Raw genomic sequence first — 25127 nt, 5'->3', positions numbered from 1 at the left:
GGTTCGGGGCGGGTGCAACGGGCGGGACGGGATCGGCCGCTCGGCTCGCGGCGGCGGCCACACGCGCGGGCACGCGTGTACTCGTCGGCCGGCATCGGCACTTCGCGTTCGGCAATCGGCGTTCGGTGCTCACCGGTTCCGGAGGACACCCGCCGGTTCCACGCTGAGGATCCGGTCCAAATGGGTGATTCGCAACACCCGCGCCGGCTGCGGACCGACACCGCACACCACGATGTCCCCGTCCCGGTCGCGCAGTCGGCGGTAGCCGTAGACCAGGCTGCCCAGGCCGGACGAGTCGATGAACGGCACCCCCGACAGGTCGATCCGCAGGCTGCGCGCGCCCTCGTCGACGAGGCGGTCCACCGCCTGGCGAAAGGCCGGTGCCGCGGTCATGTCCATGTCGCCGTGTACGGACACGATGCCACCGAGGTCGGCCTTCAGGGCCGTGTGCACCACGCACGGTCCGGCCGGGAACGATGTGTGATCCACGTCGTCCGGCGGGAGATCGTCAAGGCTCATAGGGACCACTCCACCCGGTCGAGTGTCGGTTCGGTCGCGCGGCACGCGACCGCTCGCTACGATGCGCGCATCCCGGGACGAACCCCCATATCCATCCCGGAACGCAAGACCGCATCGGCACCCTACTCGCCGCATCGGTCGCTCGTGGACCGTCTTCCCCTTTAGGTGTGATTCCGGCGGAAGCCACCCCCGGCCGACCCCGGCGGTCGTACCGTGAAGGTCGCGCGAGCGCCGGCGCAAGCCGGCTCGAAACGCACGGACGCAAGGGATTCCGTAGCCATGACCGGACCACGCCCCTCGAGCGACGAGCGGGGCAGTAACACGCAGGAGCCGGCCGCCGCTCGGCGGAGCGACGGCTTCGAGTCGCCGCACGCCCCCGACGAGACGGCGCCGCCCGGCTGGTCACCGGCCGAGGTGCTCGACGAGAGCGACAGCGGCGTGATCGTGTACACCGCCGAGGGCACCGTGTGCCACGTCAATCTCGCGGCCGCGCGCCTGTTGCCCGACTGTGCGGTGGGCACCGCCTTCCCGACCCTGCCCGCGACCGGTACCACCTGGCACGGCGAGGTCGACGATCGGCGCGTGCAGGGGCGCCGAGCGGTCCTGAGCGGCGGACACTACGCCTGGTACGTCCGCGACACCACGGCGGAACGGCGGCGCGAGGACGCGCTGTTGGCCGAGCGGCGGCGCAAGGTCTTTCTCGCCGAGGCGGGCCGGATGTTGTCCGCGACGACCCACCCGCGCCGGCTGACCGATCTGGTCACCACGCTGCCCGCGCCCGAACTGGCCGACTGGGTGGCGCTGTCCGTGCCGAGCATGGAGGACGGCCGGATGCGCACCACCTACGCGCCCGCCACCGGCACCCCGATCGCCCGGGTGACCACCGGGTTGGGCACGGCGTGGACGGCCCCGGCGGGCGTCGGCCGCGTGTTGCGTACCCGCCGGCAGGAACTGCATCCGTTGATGGATCGCGAACTGCTCGGCCGCCTGGTACCGGACGAGGCGGTCGCGGACCTGCTCGCCGTCGACGCGCGGTGTGCGCTCGTGGTCCCGGTGCCCACCGACGACGACGCGCCGTCCGTACTGACGTTCGTGCGCTCGGCGACCTCGGAGCCATTCGCCGAGGAGGAGATCGCACTCGCCGTGGACTACGCCGAACGGGTGGGCGTGGCATTGCGCACCTCGCGGCTGTACGTCGAACAGGATCGGCGCACCCTGCTGCTCGCCCGGGCCCTCGTCCCGGGCCCGCTGCCCGAGGTGCCCGGCGCGCGGATCGCCGCCCGGTATCGCCCGGTGTCGTTGACCAATGGTCTGGGCGGCGACTTCTACGCCGTGCATCCCACCCCGGTCGACGGCACGTGGGCGTTCTCCGTCGGCGACGTGTGCGGACGTGGCACGCCCGTGGGCATGTTCAGCTCGCGCTCGCTGCTGATACTGCGCACGGCGGCGAGCGCGGGCTGCGCTCCCGCGCATCGGATGGCGCTGCTCGACGCGGAACTCACCCTCGGCGATCCCTCGTTGGTGCTGACCGCGATCACCGGGGACTGCTCGGTGCATCCGGACGGCTCCGCGCGGGTGCGGTTGACCTGCGCCGGGCATCCGCCGCCGCTGTGGATGGACCCGGCGGGCCGGGTGACCGCGATGGCGTTCACCGATCCGCTGGTGGCGGGCATCCCGGGCACCGTGTTCGGCGAGCGGGAACTGCCGTTGCCGGCCGGGTCGACGCTGCTCCTGTACAGCGACGGGGTCACCGAGGCGCGGGACGCGGACGGTGAGGCGTACGGGGTGGAGGCGTTGCGGCACGACCTGGCCTCGTGTGCGGGCATGCCGGTGGAGGCGCTGGTGGAGCGCCTGGAACAGCGGCTGTTCACGCATCTCGGCGAAGCCCCGGTGATCGACGACGTGGTGCTGTTGGCCATTCACATCCCCTATCGGGACGACCACGAGGCGCTGCCGATCCTGGCCGAGCCGGGTCGTCCCGGTCCCGACGAGCATCCGGACGGCGCATGACGCACGTGGTCTCCGACGAACTCGACCTGTTCCTCGCACACCTGGGTCGAGCCGACGAGGTCGAGGCACTGAACCTGGTCCGCAACCTGCTGGGCAAGGGGGTGCCGGGCGAGGAGGTGTTGACGGACCTGGTGATCCCGGCGCTGCGGGTGGTGGGCGAGCGGTGGGCGACGGGCGAGTGGACGGTGGCGCGCGAGCACGCCGCCTCGCACGTCACGGGGCGGGTGGTGCACCTGGTCGCGGACGCGACGCCGCGTCCGCGCTCGCAGACCCGGATCGTGGTGTGCTGCGCGCAGGGCGACTGGCACGGGCTCGCGTCCCGGATCCTGGCGGCGCTGTTGCGGCTGCGCGGGATCGACACCACGGTGCTGCCACCGGGTACGGGCGCGGGTGAACTGGCCCGGGTGGTGCCCGACTCGGGCGCCGGGTCGGTGGTGCTGAGCTGTACGGTCTCCACCGCGCTGCCGGGCGCGCGGGCGATGGTGGAGGTGGCCCGCCGAGTCGGGGTGCCGGTGCTGGTCGGCGGTCCCGGCTTCGGCCCGAAGGGGCGCTGGGCGGGCGTCGTCGGCGCGAACGGCTGGGCGCCTGACGCCGAACGCGCCGCCGAGATGTTGACGGGTCCCGGCTGGCCGACCGTCACCACGCCGGCCCCGCGCCTGCGCCACCTGTCCGACCCGGCGGACGACGGCGTCGGCCTGCTGCGCACCCCGCTGGTGGCCGCGGGCATGTCGGCGCTGGCCCCGATCGAGGGCGAACACTCGGACACCACCATGCGCGACGGGCTGACCAGTGCGGTCGACACGCTCGCCGTCTCGCTGTTCCTGGACGACGACGCGCTGTTCGTCGATTTCACCCGGTGGTTCGCCGGCGTACTGGGCCACCGGCGCGTGCCCAGCGAGGCACTGGCCGCCGCCTATCGGGCCTTCGCCACGCGCTTGACGCACGTCCCCGGCGCGAGCGCCACGCTGACGGCGGCGGGGGCGGTGTTGTAGGCGCGGTGTTGTGGGCGAGCTGTTATAGCGCGAGGCGGAGCCGGTCAGCTCACGGCGCTCAGGTCCTCGTCCGTGGGGGTGTCGTCGGACAGGGCTTCGGTGAGGTCCGGGTGTACGTCGAAGAGGCGGCGCAAGCCCAGGGCGGTGAAGACGCGGTTGACGTGGTGGTCGTTGTTGCCGGGCATCACCAGACGCAACGAGCCGCCGGTGGAGCGCAGTAGTCGGCGGGCCGCGACGAGGGTGCCGATGCCGGTGGAATCGAGGAATTCGACCCGGGTGAGTTCGAGGACGATGCGATGGTCGCCGTCGGCGACCGCGCGTCTGACGTGTTCGCGGAGTTCGGGGACGACGGCGTAGTCGACCTCCCCGAGGACGTGCAGCACGGTCCAGCCCTGGAGATCGTCCTTGATCACCTGAAGAGTCACGCGCCGGCAGTCCCCTCGCCCATGGTGTCCCGAGCCGCGCGAGACAGGGCGGCCGGAGCGATCGGCGAACCCGTCCCCCAGCGGATGGCACCGACGGATCCGGGCGGGACCTGGACACGTGGCTCGGGAGCCGGGTGGTCGGCCCGGCCTGTGACCTACCGTAGTGGCCCGCAGGAACCGGGGCAGTGACGATCCGGTCACGTACGGGTCTCGGTTGCAGCGTACACGGATCATCCCGGACGCCTCCGGGAGTCGGGGCGCTCGCCCGAACGACCGCCCCGATGACGCAACGTCACCTGCCATCACCTCGACTCGCAACGCGGCGGGAGCGGTGCGCCGTTCAGCGGGTCGGCCACGGCACATCCGCAACCACGGTGCACGACCCCGGCGCGATCTCGGTGAAGCCGGCGTCGCGAACCACGGGCCGGCCGCTGCCGGCCAGCGCGGGCCACGCGGCGGGGTCGGCGACCCGAACCGCGAGGTCGAATCCACGCGCGGCCCACTCCTTCCGCGCACCCGAACCGAGCCCCATCCAGGCGATGTGCGCGCCGTGCCCGACCTGTGCCATGGCCTTGCCGGCGGTCATCTCCAGGGACGGGTTCAACCACAACACCGGCTGCCCGGGATCGGCGGCGCGCGGCGCGACCGGCTCGTCCAGGTCGGTGCCGGAGACCTGCAACTTGGCCAGGTCCTTGGGCCATCCGTCCAGTGGGATGGGCGGGTACACCCGGACCTCGGCGGTGCGGTGGGCCACGGTGATCCCGGGCAGGGCGCCGGCACGACGCCACTCACCGCCGCGGGCCCGGCGCACCACTTTGCGGATGCGATGCCCCTGCCATGCCTCGACGACGTCGTGCCACTCCCCTTCGGGGTCGGTGGAGCGCACGTCGGCAAGCAGGACGAGGACGGCCCGCGCGGCGGCCTCGAGGGCATCGGTACGGGCGGGGGGTTCGTCCTTCTCGATGTGGGCGACGAGGGGGAGAACGTATTCGATGGAACTCACGCCCCCGATCATGCCGTGCTCGCGGCCACATGGCCCCGCCGGGCGGGGTGGGGTGGGCGGGGCGGGGTGGTCGGTGTGCCCACCCGCCCACCCGTTACGCCGGGTGCGGAGGCTGGGCTTCCACAAACATCGGCCGAGACCAACCCGGCCCCACACCCCGAACCGCATGGCGCGTTGGGCGGGCGAGTCGCAGAGGTTGGTCGGACTCGGCACCTTTCGCACAACTCGGCTGCTTCCGGCGCGCGTTGGGCGTTGGGTCGCGGGTGGCTGGTCCGGGGCCGGTCAGAGTCGGTGATGGGCCGCCGCCGGCGTGCGGGGCTCCACGACCCGAAACTCCCGACGGGATGGCCGCCTTGCTCACCGAAAACCGGCTGGCAGTGAGGGCGGGAGGACGGGGCGGTCGGGTTCTCCGGGGTGCCTTCCCGAGTCGGTCGAGTGCTTCCGGCGCGCGTTGCGCCTGGGGCTGCGGGTGGCTGGTACGGGGCCGGTCAGAGTCGGTGATGGGCCGCCGCCGGCGTGCGGGGCTCCGGGGCTCCGGCTTCCGGCTGGATGGACGTGTTGGTCGGCGAAAACCGGCCGGCAGTGAGGGAGCGGGAGGGCGGTTGGGTTGGGTCCGCCTGGGGGCCTTTTCGGGTGGGTTGAGCAGGGCATTTCGCGGTGTGGTGGGCGTGTGTGTGGGCGAGAGTCACGAAACCGGACGGCGTTGGGTGCCGTGGCCTCGGTGTGGGAGAAAACCGCAGGTCAGCGCGGAGAGGAGAGCGTTTGAGGCGCCTCGGGATCCGGGTTCGGCTCCCGCTGGGCACTTTCGGTCTTCTTGACGGCCGCTTTGAGGTCGGAGCGCTCGAAGCCGGCTCCGAGTGAGCGGTTTCGGTCTCCGCGCCCGGCGTTGAGGGGTCGGAGCGCCCGAAACCGGCACTCGTCGCCCGAATTTCCGTCTCGACCTTGCAAAGCCGCAGTTCACCGAGGCTCCAAGCCCACAACTACCCATCGCGATCCGGTTTCGAAGCCCAACTCCCCTCCAAACGCTCCCGAAACACCCCGGCCCACCCGAAAGGTCCCGGAGGACCCGACCTGACCACCCACCGGCTCCCCCGCTGCCGGCCGGTTTTCGCCGAGCAACACGCCTGTCTCGTCGGGAGCCCCCGGTCATGGAGCCCCGCACGCCGGCGGCGGCCCACCACCGACTCTGACCGGCCCCGCACCAGCCACCCGCAGCCCCAGGCGCAACGCGCGCCGGAAACACTCGACCGACTCGGGAAGGCACCCCGGAGAACCCGACCGCCCCGTCCTCCCGCCCTCACTGCCAGCCGGTTTTCGGTGAGCAAAGCGGCCATCCCGTCGGGAGTTTCGGGTCGTGGAGCCCCGCACGCCGGCGGCGGCCCATCACCGACTCTGACCGGCCCCGCACCAGCCACCCGCAACCAAACGCCCAACGCTTGCCGGGAACGCCTGGCCCCCTCGGGAAGGCCACCCGGAGGACCCGACCTGAGCGCCCTCCCTGCCCGCCGCTGCCAGCCGGTTTTCGCCGACCAACACACCTGTCTCGTCGGGAGCCCTGACGCTCGGAGCCCCGCACGCCGGCGGCGGCCCACCACCGACTCTGACCGGCCCCGCACCAGCCACCCGCAACCAAACGCCCAACGCGCGCCTGAAGCGCTCGGCCCACTCGGGAAGGCACCCGGCGAACCCAACCCGACCACCAACCCGCTCCCCTCCTGGCGGCCGGTTCTCGGTGACCAATGCACCCGCTCCGCCGGAAGCCCGATGTCTCGGAGCCCCGCACGCCGGCGGCGGCCCATCACCGACTCGGGCACACCCCGCACCGGCCACCAGCAGCCCAAAGCGCAACGCACGTCGGAGCTGTCCGGCTTCGCGCTTCGCGCTCCGTCTCAGGTCGCCGACGGTGTCGTCAGGAACCGCGCTATCGCGCCGATGGCCGTCGTGGATTCCGGGATTTCCGGGTCGATGGCGGGCCAGGCGTGGGGGACGTCGGGGATCAGGTGGGCCTGGACCTGGACGCCGGCTGCGGCGGCTCGGGAGGCGAAGGCCGTGGTGTCGCCGAGCAGGGCCTCGTGGCACGAGGCCATGAGCAGTATCGGTGGCAGGCCGGACAGGTCGGCGAACAACGGGGAGGCCAACGGGTCGCTCGGGTCGTGCAGTTGCAGGTAGATCTCGGCGGCCTCGCGCAGCGACCGCTTCGAGATGAACAGGTCCGTGGCCGCGTTCGAGTCGTATGTGGGCTTGGTCACCGTCAGGTCCAACCACGCGGACAACAGCACGAGGCCCGCCGGCATCGGCACCCGCGCCCCCCGCGCCGCGATCGCGAGCGCCGCCGCCAGGCCGCCGCCCGCCGAGTCGCCGCCCACGAACGGCGCCGCGTCGAGGCCCTCCTCCTCCACCGTCACGAGCGCGTCGTACACGCTCGCCGCGTCGTGCAGCGCGGCGGGGAACGGCGCCTCCGGGGCGAGCCGGTACTCGACCAGGATCACCCGCGCCCGGGCCGCGAGCGCGATCCGCGACGCGATCCCCAGCCAGCCCTCGGCGTCGCCCATGCGATAGCCGCCGCCGTGGAAGTAGAGCAGCGTCAGCGCCGGGACCGGGACCTCCAGGAACGTGCACGGCACCCCGCCCACCAGGCGTCGGGCGACCGCCACCCCCTCCTCGGGTTCCTCGCGGTACGCGGCCGTGCCACGTCGCCGCGCCTCCAACTCCTCCGGCGCGGGCCGCCCTTCCCGTAGCGGCGGCAACTGCCAACTGTCCAGGCTCATCCCTGCTCCTCCCCGACCGGACTCGAGCCGGCCCGACCGTCCCCGGCGGCCCGCTCGACCCCACCGATCCCATGGATCCCGTCGACAACCCGTCCCGGCCCGCGGATCCGGGCCCACCCACCGTCTGCCCCGCCGTCGATCGTCCACGCCGGCGGGCCCACCCCACGAACGGACCCGTGCGACCGCCCGATCGTCGACCGCCCGGCCGGGAGCGCGCGTGTGCGGATCGAAGCTTGCGACAAACCCTGGTAGGGATCAAGCGATTGGCCGGGTTGTGACCTGAGCGCCGGCGCAATTGGGCGCCGGGTGCACCGTTCGGTTCGTACGATGTGGCGCGCGGGGTCCTTCGAACCGCTCCCGGCCCGGCGCCGGGGAATCGGTCGTCGCGCCGACGACAGCAGGAGGGGGGTCCGTCGCATGGTGGTCCGGGTACGTGTTCTCGGCCATGTCTGCGTCGACGGCCCCGCGGGTCGTGCCGCGGAGGACCTGCTGGGCGGACCGCAGGCCCGGCTCGTCTTCGCCGCGCTCGCGCTCGGCCGCCGTCACCCGGTGCCGCGCGAGGAGTTGGCCGCGCTCCTGTGGCCCGAGCAGGCGCCCAAGTCGTGGGAGGGCGCCCTGCGCGGAGTGCTCAGCCGGGTGCGCGGATTCCTGGGGCAGGCCGGCTACGACGCGTCGTCGGTGTTGCGCCACCGGGCCGGTTGCTACGTGCTGTCTCTGCCCGAGGGCACCGAGGTCGACGTGGAGGCGGCGGAGAGCGCCCTGATCGAGGCCGAGGCACTGGCCGTGCACGGCGCGTTCGCGCAGGCCAGGACCCGCGCGCACGACGCGCACGAGATCCTCGCCCTGCCGTTTCTGCCCGGCCTGGACGGCGACTGGGTGAACGAGCGGCGTACCCGCTGGCGTTCGGCCCGACTGCGCGCGCTCGCCGTGTCGGTGACCACCGAACTGCACCTGGGCCGCGCCGACGCGGCCGTGACCCGCGCCGCCCAACTGGTCGACCTGGACCCGTTCCGCGAAAGCAGTCACCGCCTGCTGATGACCGCGCACGCCGCCGGCGGCGACCGCGCGGCCGCGCTGCGCGCCTACGAGCGGTGTCGGCGGCTGCTCAACTCCGAACTGGGCGTGGGCCCCTCGCCCGAGACCGAGTCGGCGTTCCTGCGCCTGCTCGGCGACGCCACGCCGCAACCGCTGCCGGTACCCGCGCCCGCCGCCCGCTTCGCCTCACCGACACCCGGCCTGGACGCGCCGCCCGCGCCCGCCCCGACCCGCTCCGCGCACGACGTGTTCCCGCACGGCGCGCCCGGGCCGATCGTGGGCCGCTCCGCCGAACTGCGCCTGCTCGAGGAGTCGACCCGGGCCGAGGTCGGCTCGCGGGTGATCCTGGTCAGCGGCGACGCCGGGATCGGCAAGTCCTTCCTCCTCAACGAGTTCGCGACCCGCGCCGGCCGCAACGCGTTGGTGCTGACCGGACGCAGCGACGAGGGTGTGGCCGCGCCCTTCCAACCGTTCGTGACCATGCTGCGCGCCCACCTCGGCGACGTCGCGGCGGAGGAACTGCGCGAGCGGGTCGGCGACCTGGGCGGCGAGTTGCACCGACTGCTGCCCGAACTGCCGCTGGAGCCCGCGGGCCTGACCCAGCCTCAGGGACCGCCCGACTCGGACACCGAGCGGTATCGGCTGTTCGAGGCGGTCGCCGGGGTGTTCCGGCACGCCGCCGGCGAGCGCGACCTGATCCTGCTGCTCGACGACGTGCACTGGTCCTCCACCTCGACCATGCTGATGTTGCGGCATGTCGCCCGCGCCCTGGTCGGCACCCGGGCGGTGGTGGTGATCGCCTTCCGGGACACCGGTCTGGGCTCGGTGCATCCGATGACCCGGCTGATCGCCGACCTCTACCGCGATCTGCACCCGCTGCATGTGCCGCTCGGCGGCCTGGACGTGGCCGCCCTGGTCGAACTGGCCCACGTACTGGCCGGCCCGCTGCCGCCGCGCGCCGAGGGCGTCCGGGCCCACGTACTGCGCGAACTCAGCGACGGCAATCCGCTCCTGGCCACCGAACTGCTGCGCCAGTGGGCCGACGTCAGCGACTGGTCGGCGCTGGGGAAGAGCGTGCCGGCCGACGTCCCGCGCCGGGTGCGCAACGTGCTGCGCCAACGGCTGCTCGGCCTGCCGCAGTCCACCCTGGAGGCGCTCACGGTCGCCGCGGTGGTCGGCCCCTCGTTCGACATCGACCTGGTCGCGGCGGTGCACCCCGGCGGTTTCGACACCGTCGTGGACGCGCTCGACGACGCGGAGCGCGCGCACGTGGTGCGCGGCGAGGAGACCGACCGCCCTGGCCGCTTCACCTTCGTGCACGCCCTGGTCCGCTCCACGCTCTACCAGGAACTGCCCACCGCGCGCCGCCTGCAACTGCACCGCAAGGTCGGCCTGGCCCTGGAGGCCCGGGGCGATCGAGACGCCCATCTGCCCGAATTGGCCCACCACTTCCGGCTCGCCTGCCGCTTCGGCGAGGCCCGCCGGGCCTTGGACTACGCCCGCCGCGCGGGCGACGAGGCGCGCGACGGCGGCGCGTTCGAGGTCGCCGCCGAGCACTACCGGCAGGCCCTGGAGGTGCTGCCGATGGTCACCGACCCCGCCCCGGAGACCCGCTGCGACCTGCTGCTCTCGCGCGGCGCCGCGCTGGACCGGTGCGGCGACCGGCGCTGCCGTGAGGTGCTGCGCCGCGCCGCCGAGGAGGCCCGAGCGCTCTCCGACTCGCGCCGGCTCGGCCGGGTGGCGCTGGCCATGGTCCGTCTGGGGCAGGTGTACCAGGTCGGCGTGGACCTGGAGTTGGTCGCCCTGCTGCGCGAGGCGCTGGCCGCGCTGCCGATCGCCTCCGCGCTGCCCGCCGACATCGCGCTGCGCTCGTTGCTGCTGGCCGCGCTCGCGGTGGCGCTCACCTTCGGGCAGGACCGCGAGGCCCGGCTGGGCATGCTGTACGAAGCCCTGGAGGCGGCCCGCGAGTCGGGCTCGCACGACGCGCTGGCCCAGGGCCTGGAGGCCCATCACCTGGCCGCGTCCGGACCCGACCTGGTCGAGGAACGGCTGCGGATGAGCAGCGAGTTGACCGTGTTGTCCGGGCTGACCGGCGATCAGGAGTCGCTGTTTCGCAGCCACTTGAACCAGGCCTACGACCTGGTGGTGTGCGGCGCGATCCCGGCCGCCGAGCGCGAGTACGCGCAGGCGCAGCGGGTCGCCCGGCGGCTTCGGCACCCGTGGTTCACGTGGGAGGTGCTGATCTACCGCTGCGGCCTGGAACTGTTGCGCGGACGCACCGCGCGGGCCGCGGACGTACTGGCCGACGCGCTGCGTCTGGCCCGCCGTTCGGGGCTGCCGCGCGAGGCGGTGCGCTCGTTCAATCTCTCGCAGATCCTGGCGGTGCGCTGGGAGCAGGGCCGGCTGGGCGTGATGGCGCGTCGGGCGGGGGTGGCGGCCGGCTGGTCCCGGGACGTGTCCTGGTGGCGGGTACAGGCGTGTTGGGCGGCGTCCGCGTCGGCGGATCCCAAGTCGGCGCGCGAGGAGTTCCACGCCCTGTGCGTACCGGGCTTCGCGACCATCCCGGTGGACCTGCTGTGGACCGGCTCGTTGATGCGACTCGGCGAGGTGTCCCTGGAACTGGGCGACACCGAGCGGGGGTTGCTGGTGGCGGAGGCGTTGGCGCCGTACGCGGACCACCTGGATTGGACCGGCTCCTCGCTCGGCCCGGTACGCCGGGTGCTCGGCGGCCTGGCCGCGCTGGCCGGCGACGGGGCCTCCGCCCGCGCGCACTTCGCGGCGGCGTACGCGCGCTGCGTCGAACTGGGCCTGCCCGGACACGCGGAGCGTACGCTTCAGGACGCGGTGCGATTGCTCGGAGACTCGCCGGACGTTGGCGTACCGTCGCGGAGCTGACTGGCTGTCACCTTGCGCTTTCGCGCTGCTCTGACGCTGTTCTGACGCTGTTTGCCTACCGTTGGTGACGACCCGGCCGGTGTGCCGGGTGCACAACGGGGAGGACGGGGCAATGGGGATTGCGGGCGCGGGATCGGCGGTGGCGCACGACGCCGACCGAGGCACGTTCAGTGTGTTGGGCTGGCCGGTCGTGTGCTTCGATTCGTTTCATCGGGTGGAACTGCCACGCCGGCTCGAGGGCGGACTCGGCGAACGGGTCGCCTGGGACGTGGCCGGCCGCGCCCCGATCGCCATGTGCATGCCCGACGGTTCGGCGTACAGCTATGTCGAGGACCGGGGCCAGGTGCGCATCGTGCCGGGGGTGAGCGCGGACGCCGAACTGGTCGTCGAGCTGGCGTCCGGCGCGTGGCAGGACTACCTGTACGAACTGCGCACCAGCCGCGGCCTGGTCGAGTCGCACGCGGTGCGTTTCGTGCGCGGCACGTTCGCCGACTGGGACACCTGGGAGCCGGCGATCCGCTGCATGTACTCCGGGACGCCGATCTACCACCCCGAGGCGCTCGATCTGCGCGACCTGGCGGATCGGCCGATCGACCTGTACCGCGACTTCACCACCCGGGATGAACCCGACGAGATGGCGCATTTCCTGCGTACCACCGGCTACCTGGTGGTACGTCAGGTCTTCGACGCGGACCGGGTCGAGGAGTTGGCCGGCGAGGTGGACCGGATTCGCGGGTCGTGTCGTGAGGGCGACCGGGGTTCGTTGTGGGCCGCGGACCCGGCCGGCCGGCGCTCGCCCTACCGGTTGACCTACCTGGGCATGCGCTCGCCGCGGATCGCGGCGCTGGCCGACGACCCGACCGTGCGCATGTTGTGCGGCCTCGCGGGCCAGGACGTGGTCGCGGTGACCGACCGGGACTCCGGACAGATCGCCGTGCTCAAGGAGTTCGGCACCGCGCCCGAGCCGCTGTCCATCCCGGACCTGCCCTGGCACAAGGACTGCGCGCTCGGCGGTTGTCCGATCACGTGTCCGCGCGTACACGTGGGCATCCGGCTCGACGCGGTGACCCAGGACAGTTCACAGCTGTACGCGCTGGCCGGGTCATGGGGCACGGTCGCGCACGAGCGCTACACGGCGGAGCAGTGGGCCGGGCTGCCTGTGGTGGGGATGACCACCGACCCGGGCGACGTGACCGTACACATGGGATGCGGGATGCACGCGGGCCCGGCCGCGACCGGCGCCGCCCGCCGGCGCACGCTTTACGTCCAGTTCGACAATCCGCGCATCTTCGACGTGACGAGCCCGTACGAGAGCTACGAGCACGTGATCCCGGGTTACGACAACAGGGGGGACGAGTCGGCCATGTCGTGGATGTGAGGCCGGGGGCGCGTGTTTGCGGTGCCTGGGGGCGGGGCCGGGTTCGAGTCGGGGCCGGGTTCGAGTCGGGGCCGGGTTCGAGTCGGGGCCGCGCCCGGCCCGGCGGATCCCGACGCGGCAGGATCCGCCGGGCGGCGCGGGCGCGGCGCGGCGCCTATTTCGCGGGACGGGTGAGTTCGCACCTCCCGTTCGCGCAGGAGCGGCGCAGACGGCCGGCCGAGATGGTCTCCATCAGGCCGATCGCCCAGCACATCGGGCAACCGCGCAGCGCGACCAGGCCGACCGGCGCGAGCAGCAGGCTCACCCAGCCGGCGACCGGCAGCAGGGCCAGGGACGCGACGAGCGCGCCGAACCCGACCGCGCCCCGGGCCAGGTGGCGCGGGACGGTGGCACTGGCGAAGCCGGCGGGCTTGGGCGCGACGTGGACGGCGTGCGCGGCGAGGGCGGCCTGCGCGTCGTGGGCAGCCGGCCGGACCGGATCGGCGGGAGGGGAGACGGGCTCGGCGGTGCGTGTCTTCGTGAGCGTGGTCGTGGTCGTGGTCGAGTCGAGCGTCATCGTCGGTTCTCCTCACTACGGGACGGTTCGTCGCGCAGGGCCTCGCGTACCGCCGAACGGGATCGATGCAGGCGGGACTTCATCGCGGCGGTGCTGATCCCGAGCCGATCGGCGACCATCCGGCCGGGCAGCCCCTGGATGTCCCGCATGACCAGCACCTGCCGCAGGTCGTCGGGCAGGGCGGCGACGGCGGCCGCGACGCGTTCGGCCTCCAGGCGCAGCAGGGCGTCCTCCTCGGCGGAGCGCGCGGTACCGCCGGGGGTGTCGAACGGGTCGGACTCGGCGGCCGAGGCGTGGTGGACCAGGGCACGGGTGCGACGCAGGCACTCGTTGCGGACGATCCGGAACATCCACGACGCCAACGCCCCCGAGGCGCGCAGCATGCCGATCTTGCGGTAGAGGATGATCAGCGCCTCCTGCGCAGCGTCCTCCGCATCCTGGGGGGTGGCGCACAACGTGTGCGCGAACCGGCGCACGTGCGGGTGGGAGCCGTGCACGAGCGCGGTGAGCGCGTCGACGTCACCGCGCTGCGCCGCCGCGACCAGGACCGCGCCGGGCCAGGTGTGGTCAGCCACGCTGACGCTTCCGGCGGCGCAGCGTGACGGTGCAGACGCACAGCAGCAGGGCGAGTGCCGCTACGACGATGACGACTACGGTCATGGGGTCCTCCCGATGGGATGCGGGGCGGACGAGGTGTTCGTCCGCACACGCATGAGAGGCGCGGCGGACGCGAAAGGATTCACCCGGATTCGCGAGCAGGGTTCGCGCGGGTTCGCGAGACGGTGACGACGCATCACGAACCCGATGATCCCGCGCCGGGCGGGGGTGGCCTCAGCGCGGGTTGCGCTTGGTGATCCGGCCCTCGGTGTCCGCCTCCAGCGACGCCTTGCCTTCGGCCCCGGTCACGGTGACCCGGATGACCACGGCCCCGGACCCGGGCGCGGAGCCGGCCACCGGCTCGAAGGTGATCCGCCACGAATTCGGCTCGGCGATCCCCAGTTTGGTCTGCGCGATGCGTACCAGTCCGGGCAACCGCTCCAACGGCAGCGCATTCACGTCGATCACCGCGCCGGGGTCGGCCGGCGCGCCGAGCACGCCCTGCATCGAGATGCCGTGGTCGTCGATGGTGATCGTGGCGGCGTTGCCCGTGCGCATCCCGCTCACCAGCGAGCCGACCAGCCGGCGAAGCTCCCCCTCGGCCAGCATCGAGTCTGACGACGCGGTGCCGGAGACCGTCGTACCCGTCGAGACGCCACTCGTGACCTTCGTCTCGGAGTACGTCGAGGAGGAAGACGACGAGGATGTGGTTTTCGTACTCGAGTCGCCGAGCTCGTCGGCCAGTTCCGCCCGGAAGAGCAGCACCACGATCCCCGCGCCGACCAGCAGGCCGAGCAGGACGAGCAGGCAGAACGCGCCGTCGCCGCGCGGGGCCTCGACCATGGCGGACACCGGCGCGGAGTCCACCGTCTCCACGCTCGCGCGCCGGGCCCACTCCTCGGTCGGCTCGGTCACGAGCTTGACGTCCCACAGGTCGTCGGGGCGGTACTCCACCACCACGACCCCACGCGGCCGATAGTCGGGGATGTCGACCAGGTTGAGGTCCTGACGCATCTTCACCCGGTACGCCGTGCGCTCGTCCGGCGCCACGGTCAGCTCGAACTCGACCGGGATGTCGGCCGTATCGCTCCCGAGGGCCCGCCGGCTCTCGATCACGGCGAGCGCAAGCCGAGCCGGCGCACGCACGTCCCGGGCCTCCTGGAGGCGCCCACGGACGGCCCACGCGGCCATGTTGAACAGGAAGAGCCCGACCCCGACCACGCAGAGCCGCCAGCTCTCCAGGATGCACCCGGCCACGAAGCAGCCCAGCGCAGCGCCGATCACGCCGCCGGAAAGAAATCCGAGCGCACCGGACTTCAGCCGCTCACCGACGGATTCGCGGGTCTCGATCATCGCCATGGCGGCGATTGTGCCGGTCCCGGATGGACGCCGAAAGACGTCCGGGCGAAAACCGACCACCTGTTCGCAGGACGTGGGGAGTTCCCCCGATTCCGACCCGCGTAGCGGCCCGAACGGCCGCCGCCATGGCCGCTCGCCTCAATACTTACCAATTCGTTAGTACCTCACTTATTAGTAGGTACTTGCCGACTGGAGTGCGTCGATCAAGGATGAATCCCGGCGCCGGACACCGGCGTCTCACCCACCTCCACCCCCTCTGGAGAACGTTGTGAACGCGCAGCAGTCCCACATCCCAGTAACCGTCCTCGGCCTCGGCGCGATGGGTCGGGCCATCGCCAGCGCGATCCATCGGGGCGGCCACCCCACCACCGTCTGGAACCGCTCCGCCGGCCGCGCCGACGATCTGGTCGCCCGGGGCGTCACGCTCGCCCCGAGCGCCGCCGAAGCGGTCCGCGCCTCGCCGGTGGTCGTGGTGTGCCTCCTCGACGACGCGTCGGTCCGCGACACGCTGACCGCCCTGGTCGACCCGCTCGCCGGCCGCCTGGTGATCAACGTGACCACGGTGACCCCGAAGCAGGCCCGGGAAACCGCGACCTGGGCCGCCGAGCACGGGATCGCATACCTCGACGGCGCGATCATGGCCATCCCGGAGATGATCGGCCTGCCCGTCGCCTCGCTCCTGTACAGCGGCTCGCAGGCCGCCTTCGACACCCACCGCGACCTCCTCGAACTGCTCGGCGGCGCACGCTGGTTCGGCGAGGACGCGGGCTTGGCCTCGCTCTACGACCTGGCCCTGCTCGGCTCGATGTACTCGATGTTCGCCGGCTTCGCCTACGGCGCCGCCCTGGTCGGCAGCGAAGGCGTCCCGGCAACCGAGTTCGCCGAGCTGGCGGCCCCCTGGCTCACCGCCATGACCGGCGGCCTGGCCGGCCACGCGGAGTACTTCGACAGCACCGACTACACCGCCGAAACCCAGAGCCTGGCCTTCAACAAGGCCGCCGTCGACACCATCGCCGAGGCCGGCCGAGACCAGGGCGTGCGGACGGAGGTGATCGCCGTCGTGCAACACCTGATCGACCGCCAAATCGCGGCGGGCCACGGCAAGGAAAGCTTCGCCCGAATCATCGAAAGCGTGCGGCGGCCGGTGGCCGGCGGTGGTGGCGGTGGGGAAGGGCACTGACGACGGCGGGGGCGGGGGCGGGGTGGGGTGAGTCGGGTTCCCCGGTGGCCTTCCCGAATGGCCCGGGCGTTCCCGGCGCGCGCTGCGCCTTGGGCTGCGGGTGACCGATGCGGGGCCGATCAGAGTCGATCATGGGCCGCCGCCGGCGTGCGGGGCTCCGAGACTCCGGCTTCTGGCGAGACGGCCGCATTTGCTCGGCGAAAACCAGCCGGCAGCGCGGAGCAGGGAGACGGTCGACTCCGGTCCGCCGGGCGGCGTTCCCGAGTGAGCCGGGCGTTTCCGGCGCACGTTGCGCCTTTCGCTGGGGGTGGCCGGTCCGGGGCTGGTCAGAGTCGATCGTGGGCCGCCGCCGGCGTGCGGGGCGCCAAGACCCGCGCCTCCCGACGAGACGGGCGCGCTACTCGGCAAAAACCGGCCGGCAGCGAGGGAGCGGGAGGGCACTCGGGTCGAGTCCTCCGGAGGGCCTTCCCGAGTGGGCCGGGTGCCTTCGGCGAGCGCTGCGCCTTTGGTCGCGTAGGCCGATCCGGGGCCGGTCAGTGTCGGTCGTGAGCCGCCGCCGGCGTGCGGGGCTCCGAGACCCGGGGCCCCCGACGAGATGAACGTGTTACTCGGCGAAAACCGGCCGGCAGCGAGGGAGCGGGAGGGCACTCGGGTCGAGTCCTCCGGAGGGCCTTCCCGAGTGGGCCGGGTGCCTTCCGCGCGCGTTGCGCCTTTGGTCGCGTAGGCCGGTGCGGGGCTGATCAGAGTCGGTCGTGGGCCGCCGCCGGCGTGCGGGGCGCCAAGACCCGCGCCTCCCGACGAAACGGGTGCGCTGCTCGGCGGAAACCGGCCGGCAGCGAAGAACAGGTGGGTGGTCGGGGGTCGGAATCGTCCGGGGGCCTTCCCGGGTGGGTCGGGCAGGGCATTTCGAGGTGCGGTGGGCGTGTGGGGGCGGGAGTTCACAAAACCGGACAGCGTGAGGTGCCGTGGACTCGGCGCGCGAGAAAACCGCAGGTCAGCGGGGAGGGAAGCCGTTTCGAGTGTCTCGGGATCCGGTTTCGACCCCCACTGGGCACTTTCGGTCGGCTCGACAGCCTCTGCGAGGTCGCAGCGCCCGAAGCCAACCCGACTGGGCAGTTTCGGTCTCCACAGCGGCGATGAGGAGGCCGGAGGGCACGAAACCGGCACACGACGCCCGTCATTCCGCTCTGATCTCACAAAACCGCAGGTCACCGAAGCTCGAAGCCCACAACCACCCACCGCGATCCGGTTTCGAACCCCAACCCCCCTCCAAACACCCCGGCCCACCCGGGAAGGCCCCCGGAGAACCCGACCCGACCACCCACCTGTTCTTCGCTGCCGGCCGGTTTCCGCCGAGCAACACGCCCGTCTCGTCGGGAGCCCCGGGTCTCGAAGCCCCGCACGCCGGCGGCGGCCCACGACCGACTCAGACCAGCCCCGCACCGGCCCACGCGACCAAAGGCGCAACGCGCGCCGGAAACGCCCGGCCCACTCGGAAACGCCACCCGGCGGACCGGATTCGACCACCCACCTGCTCCTCGCTGCCGGCCGGTTTCCGCCAAGCAACACGCCCGTCTCGTCGGGAGCCCCGGGTCTCGAAGCCCCGCACGCCGGCGGCGGCTCATGACCGACTCAGCCCAACCCCGCACCAGCCACCCGCAACCAGGGACGCAACGCGCGCGGGAAGCACCCGGCCCACTCGGAAAGGCCCTCCGGAGCACTCGACCCGAGCGCCCTCCCGCTCCCTCGCTGCCGGCCGGCTTTTGCCAAGCAACGCGCCCGCCTCGCCAGGAGCCGAAGTCTCGAAGCCCCGCACGCCGGCGGCGGCCCACGACCGACTCTGACCAGCCCCGGACCGGCCACCCCCAGCGAAAGGCGCAACGCGCGCCGGAAACGCCCGGCCCACTCGGGAACGCCACCCGGGAACCCGGCCCGGCCACCCTCCCGCCCCCTCTGCCGGCCGGCTCTCACCGACCAAAGCACCCGCCTCGCCGGACCCCCGTCTCGGAGCCCCGCACGCCGGCGGCGGCCCATCACCGACCCTGACCATCCCCGCACCAGCCGGCCGGCGGGCCGGCCGGGCCGGCCCGCAACCAAAGAACCAACGCCCGCCGAAAGCACCCAACCCCACTCAGGAAGGCCCCCAAGCACCCGACCCAAGCACCCGACCCAACCCCCTCCCCCCGCGCCAACCACCCACCACTCTTGAATAGTTCACCAAGTTAAGTTACAACACGTAACGTAAATCCAAGGGAGCCCCGGCAGTCCGACCCGACCCCACCCCGGTAATCCGGCACAAGTAATAGGGAGAAGCCCCATGGCCGATCTGCTCGTACGCGGAGGCACCGTCGTCGACGGAACCGGAGCGCCCCCCACCCCCGCCGACGTGCGGATCAGGGGTGGCGTCATCGTCGAGGTCGGCCCCGGGCTGCTCCCGGACGGTGGCACCGAGCGTGTCGTCGAGGCGGGCGGGGCCTACGTCGCGCCCGGGTTCATCGAGGCGCATACGCACGTCGACGGGGCCATGTGGTGGAACCCGGATCTCGATCCGCTGCCCGCCTACGGCACCACCACCGTCGTGTTCGGCAACTGCGGGATGTCGGTGGCGCCGTTGCGGGAGAGTGCGCGTGGGCCCGTGCTCGATCTGTTCTGCTTCCTGGAGGACCTTCCGCTCTCCGCCTTCCAGGACAAGGTGCCGTGGACGTGGGAGCGCTGGCCGGAGTACCGCCGCGCGGTCGAGGGGCAGGCCGTCGCGGTCAACGTGGCCGGGTTCGTCGGGCACCTGACCCTGCGCACCACGGTGATGGGTGCGGAGGCGTCCTGGGGGCGGGCGGCGACCGGCGAGGAGATCGCCGAGATGGCCGCGTTGCTTGACGAGTCGTTGACTCATGGAGCTATCGGCTTGTCGACCAATGTCTTCGACAAGGATCGCTATCTCAAGCCCGTGCCCACCCGGCTCGCCGAGGACGCCGAGTTCGAGGCGCTGGCCGACGTACTCGCCCGGCATCCCGGGGCCACCCTCCAACTCATCACCCGGTTCAACGAACCGGACAACATCGACGCCGACGTGGAGCGCTTCGCCCGCATCTGCAAGCCGCGTGGGATCCGAGCCCAGTGGACCGCCATCCCGTCCACCGTTCGGGAGGACTACCTGCGCGAACAGACCATCGCGCTGCACCGCAGGCTGCGCGCCGACGGCGTCGACTTCTGGCCGAACGTGCCGCATAAACCGCTGGAGCCGTTCTTCAACTTCGAGCGTGCGCTCACCTTCCAGCGGGTCGCCGCGTGGAACCACTGGATCAACGGTCCGGCCGAGACCAAGCTCGCCACCCTCGCCGATCCGCAGTGGCGGGCCCAGGCCCGCGAGGACTGGGACAACCGGGTCTCGTCGTCGACATCTCGACTGGATCGCCCCGAGTCGCTGATCCTGGCCATCTCGGAGACCGGGCACGGCCCGCTCGGCATCTCGCTCAAGGAGTACGCCGACCGGGAGGGGCTGCACATCTCCGACGCGCTGGCCACCTGGATCGGTCACAACGGGATCCTGTCCTGCCTGCGCGGCATCCCGGACGCGTTCGACGAGCCGGTCGTGGCCGGCCTGTTCGCCGAGCCGCACACGCTGACCAACATCAACGACTCCGGCGCGCACCTGCAACTGTTCTGCGGCTCGGGCGAGAACGTCTACCTGCTCACCCGCTACGTGCGCGACACCGGCCTGCTGAGCGTCGAGCAGGCGGTGCACAACCTCACCGGCAAGCTCGCCGGCTTCTTCGGGCTGGGCGACCGGGGCGTGATCGCCCCGGGCCTGGCCGGCGACCTCGTGGTGTTCGCGCTCGACGAGATCGAGGTGCGGCCGGAGGAGAAGCGCTACGACAACCCGGACGGCTCGTGGCGCTTCACGCGCGGACCGGCCGGCGTACGGGCCACCATCGTGCGCGGCGTGCCCACCGTGCTCGACGCCGAGCCCACCGGGGAGCGGCCGGGCACGATGGTCGGGCTCGTTTCGTCGCCCGACTGACGGAACGTCACATAACTCCCCTTACCCTTGGAACACGGCGGTGGGTCACCGACCCTCCGCCGTGTCACGGTTTCGTGACGATCCGGCCTGGCCTTCACCATGGGGCAGGCACCACAGGGACGCTACGGCCAACGTGATCGATGCCACGGACCGCGTACGGGGAGCGGGACCCGCGGCCTCTTCACAGCGGGCATGCGCGGAGGGCAACCTTGTGGATACGGGCAACCGGTTCCACGACCGAAAATGGCTCGATCGGCGTCCGAATTACGCCGATTTGGGCAATGACGGTACGTCGTGAGCAATCACCGCCGGAAGCGCGATGGCCCTCCGTCTAGGTAGCATCCGCCGAGTGCCGCCCGTTACCGACGGGCACGCCCCCCGACAAAGGTTCTCGATGAGTGACGATTCCCCCTCGCCGGCTTCGGCGGGGTTCGTGCCGACGCAACGGCCGCGCCTGGCCAAGGGAGCTTCTCCCTGGCTGGTGCCGACGGCCGTGACCGGCGCGTTGACCGGTTTGGCCGCACTGCGCAACCGGCGCTGGGCCCTCGCGGCCGTGCCGACGCTGGCTCTCACCGGTGGCATGCTGTGGTTCTTCCGTGACCCGGAGCGCGTCATCGGCGACGGCGTGATCGCCTCGGCCGACGGCGTGGTCCAGAGCATCGACCCCTGGCCCGACGGCCGCACCCGGGTCGCGACGTTCATGAGCCCGTTGAACGTGCACGTGAACCGTGCGCCGCTCGATGGCGTCGTGAAGTCCGTGGAGCACAAGGCCGGCGGATTCGTTCCGGCGTTCAACAAGGAAAGCGAGCACAACGAGCGCGTTGTGTGGATCTTCGACACCGCGATCGGCGACGTGGAGCTGGTGCAGATCGCCGGGACCGTCGCGCGGCGCATCGTGCCGTATCTGGAGCCGGGTACGGAGGTCGCCCGCGGCGACCGCATCGGCCTGATCCGGTTCGGCTCGCGCGTGGACGTGTACCTGCCGCCGGGCGTCGAGCCCGCGGTGACCGTGGGACAACGGACGACGGCGGGAGAGACACGTCTTGACCGGGACTGATTACGACGATACGGCCGACCTGGATGTCGCCGAGCTGAACATCCTGGGCACCCCGGTCGAGGACGATCCGCAGGCGTGCCTGTCCTCGCGGATCTCGGTCGCCGACGTGCTCACGCTGGGCAACGCGGCGTGCGGGTTCATGGCGATCTACTTCCTCGCCTGCTCGGTGATGGCGCAGCGCGGCGGCGACGTCGGCGTCTCCGCCGAGCGCGGCATGGCGGCGGCCGTGGTGCTGATGCTGGTCGGCGCGTTGTGCGACCTGTGTGACGGCATGGTCGCCCGCAAGCTGCGGATGTCCTCGCTCGGCGCGCAGCTGGACAACCTCGCGGACGTGATCACCTTCGGTGTCGCGCCGGCGTTCTTCGTGGTCACCTGGGCCGCCGTGCCGGTGAACGCTGGTCAGGCGCCGGCCGCGGTACTGGTCGCGCTGTCGGTGCTGATCGCCGGTGTCCTTCGGCTGGCCAGATTCGCGACCACGCCGGGGCGCCCAGGGGTGTTCCAGGGCATGCCCATCCCGATGGGCGCGATGACGGTCGTCTCGATCGTGCTGCTCGACCTGCCGTTCACGCCGGCCGCGGTGCTGATCGTGGCCGTGTCCGGGCTGATGGTCAGTCGGATCGAGTACCCCAAGCCGCAGGGCAACATGGCGATCCTGGTCATGGCGGGGATCGCGCTGAGCATGAGCTGCCTGATCGCCTGGGCGGCCGACGCGCCCGGCAGCGACTGGATGCTCAACATGGGCGCGACCACCCAGGTCACCCTGGCCCTGCTCGTGCCCGCGATGGCGATGGCCCGCAAGGGCGTGGAGCGCATCGGCCTGCGGATGATCCGCTAGCCGCCGGCACCACCACCACCGCTTCGGACGCCGTCACCCCTCGGGGTGGCGGCGTCCGGCGTTTCCGGGCCCGGGGCCGGGCCTCACGGGGTCGGGTGAGTCAAGGTCCCGGCCCACCCCTACCGCAACCGGTGCGCCAACCCCGTGAACCGTTTGCCCGCCGACACCGTCCGCACCGCCTGCCCGAGCGCACGCCGCGAGCCGACCAGGACCACCAGCCGCTTGGCACGGGTGATCGCGGTGTAGAGCAGATTGCGCTGGAGCATCATCCAGGCACCCGTGGTCACCGGCACCACCACCGCCGGATACTCGCTGCCCTGCGAGCGGTGGATGGTCACCGCGTACGCGTGCGACAGCTCGTCGAGCTCGGCGAAGTCGTAGTCGACCTCCTCGTCCTCCTCGGTGCGCACCACGAGCTTCTGCTCCTCGGGGGACAGCGCGACGACCACCCCGCCGGTGCCGTTGAAGACGCCGTTGGCGCCCTTGTCGTAGTTGTTGCGGATCTGGGTGACCTTGTCACCGACCCGGAAGACGCGCCCGCCGAACCGCTTCTCCGGCAGGCCCTCGCGCGAGGGCGTGAGCGCCTGCTGGAGCAGCAGGTTGAGCGCACCGGCTCCGGCGGGGCCGCGGTGCATCGGCGCGAGCACCTGGATGTCGCGGCGCGGGTCCAGACCGAACTTGCGCGGGATGCGCCGGGCGACCACGTCCACGGTCAGCGTGACCGCGTCCTCCGTCTCCTCGGCCGGGAACAGGAAGAAGTCGCTCAGCCCGTCGGTGACCGGCGGGCGGCCGGCGTTGATGCGGTGTGCGTTGGTCACCACGCCCGACTGCTGGGCCTGGCGGAAGATCTGGGTCAACCGCACCCGGGGCACCCGTTCGGCCGCGAGCAGGTCGCGCAGCACCTCGCCGGCGCCGACGCTGGGCAGCTGGTCCACGTCGCCGACGAACAACACGTGCGCGCCCGCCGGTATCGCCTTGATCAGCTTGTTGGCGAGCAGCAGGTCCAGCATCGACGCCTCGTCGACCACCACGAGGTCGGCGTCGAGCGGCTTGTCCTGGTCGTAGGCCGCGTTGCCGCCGGGTTGGAGCTGCAACAGCCGGTGCACGGTGGCCGCTTCGCATCCGGTCAGCTCGGCGAGCCGTTTGGCGGCCCGGCCGGTGGGCGCGGCCAGGATCACCTTCGCGTCGCGCGCGCGGGCCAGTTCGACCACGGATCGTACGGTGAAGCTCTTGCCGCAGCCCGGACCGCCGGTGAGCACCGCGACCTTGCTGGTCAGCGCGAGCCGTACGGCCTGCTCCTGCTCGGGCGCCAGCGCCGTGCCGGTCCGGCCGCGCAGCCAGGTCAGCGCCCGGGTCCAGTCCAGGTCGGCGAAGGCGGCCAGCCGGTCCTCGCGCGCGCCCAACAACGCGCGCACCCGCCCGGCGAGGGAGAGTTCGGCGCGGTGGAACGGCACCAGGTAGACCGCCTGGACCGGATCGCCCTGGGTCCCGGACACGGTGACCGGGCCGGGCAACTCCTCGCAGACCACGCCCTCCTCCCCGATCAGGTCGTTCAGGCAGCGCACCACGAGGTCGGAGGGCACGTCGAGGATCTTCACCGCCTCGGCGACCAGGACGTCGGCGGGCAGGTAGCAGTGGCCGCTGTCGGAACCCTCGGACAGCGTGTACTGCAGGCCGGCCTTGATCCGCTGCGGCGCGTCGTGCGGTATCCCGACCGCCTTGGCGATCGCGTCGGCGGTCTTGAAGCCGATCCCCCACACGTCGGCGGCGAGCCGGTAGGGCTCGGTGCGCACCACGGTGATCGACGCGTCGCCGTACTCCTTGAAGATCCGCACCGCCGGCGAGGTGGAGATGCCGATGCCCTGGAGGAAGACCATCACCTCCTTGATCGCCTTCTGTTCCTCCCACGCGGCGGCGATCAGCTTGGTGCGCTTGGGTCCCAGGCCCGGGACCTGGATGAGCTGCGTGGCGTCCTCGTCGATCACGTCGAGCGAGCGCACCCCGAAGTGTTCGACGATGCGGTCGGCGGTCTTGGGGCCGATGCCCTTGATCAGCCCGGAGCCGAGATAGCGGCGGATGCCCTGGACTGTGGCCGGCAGCACGGTGCTGAACGATTCGACCTGGAACTGTTTGCCGAACTGCGGATGGCTGCCCCACCGGCCGCGCATCCGGATCGACTCGCCGGGCTGGGCGCCGAGCAGCGCGCCGACCACGGTGAGCAGTTCGGTGCCACTGCGGCCGGTGTCCACCCGGGCGACGGTCCAGCCGTTCTCGTCGTTCTGGTACGTGATCCGTTCCAGCACGGCCTCGAGGACGGCACCTCCCCCGGCCCCGGATTCCGGGCCGGGCGGTATCCCCGGCAGCGTGCTCGTCATGCCGCCCGAGCGTAGTCAACGGGGGCGACACGGTAACTAGAACATGTTCTCTTTTTGCTCTCCGACACCATTGACTGTGTCACATATCGGCGGTACGTTCCGTGCACTCCACGCTCCGAGCCGCA

Annotated in this window: 16 protein-coding genes; 8 read left to right on the top strand and 8 right to left on the bottom strand. The window is 72.0% G+C overall.

Annotated elements, in window-relative coordinates:
* Window positions 1-129: 129 nt before the first annotated feature.
* A complete protein-coding gene (locus tag ACH4XV_RS01050; RefSeq protein ID WP_395785874.1) occupies window positions 130-519 on the bottom strand; it encodes an STAS domain-containing protein in 390 nt (129 codons plus the stop codon).
* A 279-nt stretch (window positions 520-798) separates the two neighbouring features.
* Between ACH4XV_RS01050 and ACH4XV_RS01045 the strand changes: the two genes are divergently transcribed.
* Both ACH4XV_RS01045 and ACH4XV_RS01040 read left to right on the top strand, forming a co-directional pair.
* Window positions 799-2529 (top strand): PP2C family protein-serine/threonine phosphatase, encoded by a 1731-nt coding sequence (locus ACH4XV_RS01045; protein ID WP_395785872.1) that lies wholly within the window; start codon window positions 799-801, stop codon window positions 2527-2529.
* The gene (locus ACH4XV_RS01040; RefSeq protein WP_395785870.1) at window positions 2526-3521 is read left to right on the top strand and encodes a B12-binding domain-containing protein; all 996 of its coding nucleotides are present in this window, start codon (window positions 2526-2528) and stop codon (window positions 3519-3521) included. The genes ACH4XV_RS01045 and ACH4XV_RS01040 overlap by 4 nt, the downstream gene beginning before the upstream one ends.
* 44 nt (window positions 3522-3565) lie before the next feature.
* On the opposite strand, the gene ACH4XV_RS01035 is transcribed toward ACH4XV_RS01040, so the two are convergent.
* The 3 genes from ACH4XV_RS01035 to ACH4XV_RS01025 form a co-directional block, all read right to left on the bottom strand.
* Window positions 3566-3946, bottom strand: coding sequence for an STAS domain-containing protein (locus ACH4XV_RS01035; RefSeq protein WP_395785868.1), 381 nt, complete (start codon window positions 3944-3946; stop codon window positions 3566-3568).
* Between the two features lie 340 nt (window positions 3947-4286).
* Window positions 4287-4961, bottom strand: a complete 675-nt coding sequence (locus ACH4XV_RS01030) for a peptidyl-tRNA hydrolase (protein ID WP_395785866.1) — start codon at window positions 4959-4961, stop codon at window positions 4287-4289.
* Between the two features lie 1877 nt (window positions 4962-6838).
* Entirely contained in the window at window positions 6839-7717 is an 879-nt protein-coding gene (locus ACH4XV_RS01025) for an alpha/beta hydrolase fold domain-containing protein (RefSeq protein ID WP_395785864.1), read from the bottom strand.
* Between the two features lie 417 nt (window positions 7718-8134).
* Here ACH4XV_RS01025 and ACH4XV_RS01020 point away from each other — a divergent pair, with 417 nt between their 5' ends.
* Together ACH4XV_RS01020 and ACH4XV_RS01015 are read left to right on the top strand one after the other, a co-directional pair.
* On the top strand, window positions 8135-11647 hold the full coding sequence (locus tag ACH4XV_RS01020; protein ID WP_395785863.1) for an ATP-binding protein: 3513 nt from the start codon (window positions 8135-8137) through the stop codon (window positions 11645-11647).
* Between the two features lie 112 nt (window positions 11648-11759).
* On the top strand, window positions 11760-13025 hold the full coding sequence (locus tag ACH4XV_RS01015) for a phytanoyl-CoA dioxygenase family protein (protein ID WP_395785861.1): 1266 nt from the start codon (window positions 11760-11762) through the stop codon (window positions 13023-13025).
* A 154-nt stretch (window positions 13026-13179) separates the two neighbouring features.
* Here ACH4XV_RS01015 and ACH4XV_RS01010 read toward each other — a convergent pair whose 3' ends face one another.
* From ACH4XV_RS01010 to ACH4XV_RS01000, 3 genes are all read right to left on the bottom strand, one after another.
* Window positions 13180-13581, bottom strand: coding sequence for a hypothetical protein (locus tag ACH4XV_RS01010; protein ID WP_395785859.1), 402 nt, complete (start codon window positions 13579-13581; stop codon window positions 13180-13182).
* Window positions 13578-14156 (bottom strand): RNA polymerase sigma factor, encoded by a 579-nt coding sequence (locus tag ACH4XV_RS01005; RefSeq protein WP_380008086.1) that lies wholly within the window; start codon window positions 14154-14156, stop codon window positions 13578-13580. The genes ACH4XV_RS01010 and ACH4XV_RS01005 overlap by 4 nt, the downstream gene beginning before the upstream one ends.
* Before the next feature lie 256 nt (window positions 14157-14412).
* Window positions 14413-15537 (bottom strand): hypothetical protein, encoded by a 1125-nt coding sequence (locus tag ACH4XV_RS01000; RefSeq protein ID WP_395787083.1) that lies wholly within the window; start codon window positions 15535-15537, stop codon window positions 14413-14415.
* A gap of 268 nt (window positions 15538-15805) precedes the next feature.
* Between ACH4XV_RS01000 and ACH4XV_RS00995 the strand changes: the two genes are divergently transcribed.
* The 4 genes from ACH4XV_RS00995 to pssA all read left to right on the top strand — a co-directional run bounded on the left by ACH4XV_RS00995 (window position 15806) and on the right by pssA (window position 22627).
* The gene (locus ACH4XV_RS00995) at window positions 15806-16717 is read left to right on the top strand and encodes an NAD(P)-dependent oxidoreductase (protein ID WP_395785857.1); all 912 of its coding nucleotides are present in this window, start codon (window positions 15806-15808) and stop codon (window positions 16715-16717) included.
* 2317 nt (window positions 16718-19034) lie between these two features.
* Window positions 19035-20735 carry an amidohydrolase family protein gene (locus ACH4XV_RS00990; RefSeq protein ID WP_395785856.1) on the top strand — a complete coding sequence of 567 codons (1701 nt, stop codon included), beginning with the start codon at window positions 19035-19037 and terminating at the stop codon, window positions 20733-20735.
* Between the two features lie 394 nt (window positions 20736-21129).
* On the top strand, window positions 21130-21792 hold the full coding sequence (locus ACH4XV_RS00985) for a phosphatidylserine decarboxylase (protein WP_078977923.1): 663 nt from the start codon (window positions 21130-21132) through the stop codon (window positions 21790-21792).
* Entirely contained in the window at window positions 21779-22627 is an 849-nt protein-coding gene (gene pssA / locus ACH4XV_RS00980) for a CDP-diacylglycerol--serine O-phosphatidyltransferase (protein ID WP_380008098.1), read from the top strand. The genes ACH4XV_RS00985 and pssA overlap by 14 nt, the downstream gene beginning before the upstream one ends.
* A 119-nt stretch (window positions 22628-22746) precedes the next feature.
* Here pssA and ACH4XV_RS00975 read toward each other — a convergent pair whose 3' ends face one another.
* Window positions 22747-25002 carry an ATP-dependent RecD-like DNA helicase gene (locus ACH4XV_RS00975; protein WP_395785854.1) on the bottom strand — a complete coding sequence of 752 codons (2256 nt, stop codon included), beginning with the start codon at window positions 25000-25002 and terminating at the stop codon, window positions 22747-22749.
* Window positions 25003-25127 lie beyond the last annotated feature (125 nt).

The organism is Embleya sp. NPDC020630, from assembly GCF_044334985.1.
In the GTDB taxonomy this organism is placed as follows: Bacteria; Actinomycetota; Actinomycetes; order Streptomycetales; family Streptomycetaceae; genus Embleya.
The sequence above is the reverse complement of the archived record's forward strand: the minus strand, read 5'-3'. Positions and strand labels throughout refer to the sequence as shown.